Consider the following 4,691-nt stretch of genomic DNA (forward strand, 5'->3'; position numbering starts at 1 on the left):
TTTAATAGATCTTTTATATCATCTTATTAATAATTTTCATTATCTTACATACGAAAAAGAAGAACTTAAAGAAAAAACTGAACAGTTAGCTAGGTATCATAGGATTTCAAAATATATATTTAATAACTATGATAGTAATATAACTTTACAAGAAATAGCTAAGAAAGAATTCTTAAGTCCTCATTATTTATCTCATGAGATTAAATATGCTACTGGCTATAGCTTTACTGATCTAGTAAATTTAACTAGAGTTGAAGAATCAGTTAAACTTCTATTAGATAGCGATTTAAGTATATCCGAAATTTCTGATGAAGTTGGTTTTTCCCATGTTAGGTATTTAAATAAGAACTTTAAAATCTATTATGGTTGTACTCCACTTCAATATAGAAAGAAAAATAAGCTTACTGAAAAAGAGTTTGAAGCAAGTAAGAAAATAGAAATCTTAAATTTAGAAGATGCCTTAGAATATCTATCTTCAGAGTTAGATGATTACGAAAGATTTAATTATGAAAATAAACTATGGAAGATTCATATAGATATGGATGAAAACCTTGGTGAGTTTGATAAGGCTTATAATGAAATAATTAATTTAGATGATGCCTTTGACTTGTTACTTGAAGATAATAAGGATATTTTAGAAGAAATTCAAGAGGAACTTCATTTTAAATATGCAAGACTAGAAAATATGTTTAATAGTGATATGGGGGTATTTCCTAAAGCTGATTTTTATAACTGGAATAAAGCAAAAAGTGTCATTGAATTTTTAGATTATATAGCTTTAAAACCATTAATACTTATTGATAACCCTAACTTTACACTAGAGAAATATAAGCATATATTAAATAGCTTCTTTGAATATTTTTCAGAAATGGATTATATTGATGTAACAGAATTTAAATTTCAATTTACTCCTGCCATATCAAGGGCTATAAGAGAAGAGTTATCTCTATTTATAAGAGAAATATATTCAATCGATGTCTTAGAAGAAGACTTTTCTTGTGAAAAGGACCTAAATAAGATTTATGATACAGCTTTTATGCTTCCCTATATAATTCATAATACATTATTTAACAACAATTCTCTTAACTTTTTAAGAGCCTTCGATGTACTAGAAAAAGTTATTAGCTTAACTAATGAGGTATTTATAGGGGCACCTGGACTTGTAAATGATATGGGAATCAAAAAACCTTCATATTATGCCTATTATTTACTTAACAAGTTGGGTGATGAGATAGTTGCTATGGAAAATGGATATATAGTTACTAAGAAAGACGATGAATATTGTATTTTATTATACTCATACACTGATGAACTTTCTGATATGGAAAGTCTTCAAGATATTATTAATAAAAAAGGTAAAAGAAAGCTTTATAAAAGAAAGTTTTCACTAAATATCGAAAATATAAAAAAATCATCAAGAATCACAACTTATGAAATAAGTGAAGGAGTTGGTTCTTCTTATAATTATTGGCTATCTATGGGTTCCCCTGATAGGTTAAATAAAGAAGAAAAAGAAATACTATACAGAGCTTCCTTCCCTAAAATAGAATTTAAGTATTCTAAGAAAAATACAATCTTAAATATAATTACAGAGCTTAAAGGCTATTCTGCCAAGCTAATATTGATAAAAAACATTAAATAAAAGTACAGAGAAACCACTTATTAGGGTTTCTTTGTACTTTTTTACTTTTATATTTATTAAAGTAATAACTTAAATGTACATAAAATTAAACATTTAAGTCAATGCAATAAAAAAATAATTACAGTATACTTTAAATATAATAAATGTTGTAATTTATAGAAAGGATTGATTTTAATGAGAGGCTTATTTTTCGTACCAAGCGTATTTTCTAAATATTCATTAGCAAATATAATATCATCAATTTTACACCCAATTAAACATTATATTAACTTATAATTTTATTTTGAAATAAACTGTTTTATATAAATATTTAATATCTAAAACTTATATATTAATTGTTACTTTTAATCTTTATTTATTAATTCGAATATTAACTAAGGTTTTAGAAAACAATTGATACTTCAAATCTTGTAATTTTCAAATACAATTACAATTAAATAATCCAAAAATTACAGAAGGTGTATAATTAATTTTCTTTAGTAGGAAAACTAATTATACACCTTCTATTTACTATATTTAATCTCTCTCCAATTTCATCGCTAATGTAAAGTATTTTAAAGAATCTTTAACTTCACCAAGCTTATAATACATATTAGCCATATCTAAATATCTTTCATATCTCTTTTCTTTATTAGCAAATTTAAATAGGGAGTCCAAAGATAAATTCATATACATTTCAGCTTCTCTATATAAGCCCTTCTTTTGTAATATCATTCCCTTCAAGTAATAAGCTTGTTCGATTAATAGTATATCATCTGTATCAATTGCTGAGTTTAAAGCTTTATCTGTTATATCATATGCTATATCATACTCTCCATTTTCATACAGTGTATTTATACTATTATTTAAAAACTTAACATATTTCTTTTTATCATCTGTTGGAAATAGTTCTATACCTTCTAATGTTTCCTTTATAGCTTTTTCTCTTTCCTTAGCATAGAAATAGCTTTCACCATTCTTCCCCTTAGAAATAGCTAAAATCATAGGATTCTCTTTTTTATATTTGTAAGAAAGCTCTATATATTTTTCTATATCACCTTTCTTAAGTTTAATACATGCATTTGCAAAACTATGATATATATCCCCTTTATCTAGCTCATCATCTATAAAGTCAATAAACTTCATTGCCTCTTCTAAAGCTCTATAAGCATCTTCAATATTACCTAATTTTTCATAGCACTTACCTTCTCTATAGCATGTATATGCATACTTAACTTTGTCGAAATCTCCATCACCTTTAATAAGCTCTCTTGCCCTACTATAATAATTAATAGCCTCATTATATTCCTTTATTCTATAAAAGAATGTAGCCATATCAAAATAATAAGTTATAGTATTTTCCTTAGTATTATTCTTCTGATATAAATCATAATACTGTGATACTATTAATTGAATATTTTCAATCTTATTCTCTTTTACGTAGTAGTTAAAAAGTAAATGTATTAATTCGAAAGCTAACCCACTGTAAGAATATTCTAAAGCGTAATTTAAATTGTGCTCAATAACATCAGACATATCACTTTCAGAAACATTATTGCTTCTTATTAGCTCAAGATTACCATTTATTTGTTCTTCCACATCTTTTACTAAGTAGCTATAGTCAAGCGAAAGTTTATCAGATATATATTCTAAAATATCCTTATCTGCTTTAATCTTTCCATTTTCTATGCAGCTCATCTTTGATATAGAGACCTTATTTCCACATAATTCTTTTAAAGTTATCCCCTGATATACCCTTGCTCTTTTAATTTTTTCTCCAGTTGATAAAATCTCCATTTGAAACCCCCAATTGATTAATTTTTAAGTATTCCTATTTTCCTAAAAATATTAACCCCTTCATCAAGATACTTAGCTGCTTCTGCATCATTTTTTCTGTCAATATAAAATTTACCTAACATAACTGCAAGCTGCGCCACTTGCTTTAGCAAATCATTTTTCTTAGCTAAGTTATAAGTATCTATTAAAATATACTCAGCTTCTCTAGATAATTCTTTCAATGTATATACTCTATACCAAATTAAGTTAACACCTATAATAACTTCTATTTCATTCTCATCTATATATAAATTGATTTCTTCTAATACTTCTTCACATTTTGAAATATTCTTTAGTTTAATATAGTTTTCACATATGTTCATTAAGGTTTCTACAACCCTCTTATCTTTTCTTCTAATTCTTATATCCTTAGATATTTCATAATGTCTAAAGGATTCTTCTATATTCTCAAATTCATAGAATAACCTTCCAAGGTTATTTTCTATTTCAGAAATATTACTTAATTCATCTAATTCTTTATAAACTTCCAAGGTCTTTTGCGAGTATTTTATAGCATTAGTTAAATCACCTTTTTTATTATACTCTTCAGATATTAATAAAAGAGTTTTTGCATACTCTTCTTTATTATGGACTTGTTCAAACTTACTTTTTGCTAAGAAGGAATAATCTATAGCTTTTCCAATATTCTCAGTTTTAAAATAAGCTTTTGCCATATAATAATATATTTCTCCAAGTAACGAATCGTTTCCAATATTATTATCTAAATATACCTTTTCAGCTTGTCTTAAATAACTGCTTGAAGAATGGTAAGCCTTTAGCTTTAAAGTTATTCGTCCTAAATTTAAAAAGGTTTTTATAATTTCCTCATAATTATTATTCTTTATAAAAATTACATTTGAAGATAAGAAAAACTGCTGAGCTAATGTAAACTCTCCTTTAGCCATATATATTTTTGCTCTTAAATACAAGATTTTAGCCTTCCTATATTCAAGGTTGTATTTTTCTACATAATATAAAGCATTTTCTATGTACTTTTCACCAGTTATATAATCTCCAGATAATACGTATGATTCAGCAATTTGCTCATAATATATACTTATCTTTTCAGCTTGAGTTTCTTCTGATTCCATTAAATATTCAACAGAAGTTTGTAATGTAGCTGCTAAATACTCTAATAGATCCATAGAAGGATTAGATCTGCCTGACTCAACTAAACTAATTTGTCCAGGAGTAATTCTATCCCCTGCTAAATCCTTAAGAGTCATATCTAATT

General features: G+C 25.9%; 3 protein-coding genes. 1 reads left to right on the top strand and 2 read right to left on the bottom strand.

The genetic code is table 11. The features are described from left to right. On the top strand, positions 1-1,642 hold a 1,642-nt coding region (locus tag E6248_RS13420), incomplete at its 5' end, for a helix-turn-helix domain-containing protein (protein ID WP_316341297.1). Between the two features lie 516 nt (positions 1,643-2,158). Here E6248_RS13420 and E6248_RS13425 read toward each other — a convergent pair. Further along, complete coding sequence (locus E6248_RS13425; protein WP_316341298.1) at positions 2,159-3,418, bottom strand: helix-turn-helix transcriptional regulator; 1,260 nt, start codon at positions 3,416-3,418, stop codon at positions 2,159-2,161. A gap of 17 nt (positions 3,419-3,435) precedes the next feature. Beyond that, the coding region (locus tag E6248_RS13430) for a helix-turn-helix transcriptional regulator (RefSeq protein ID WP_316341299.1) at positions 3,436-4,691 on the bottom strand (1,256 nt) is incomplete at its 5' end.

The sequence above is a fragment of the Clostridium sp. genome, assembly GCF_032552055.1.
Classification (GTDB): domain Bacteria; phylum Bacillota; class Clostridia; order Clostridiales; family Clostridiaceae; genus Clostridium.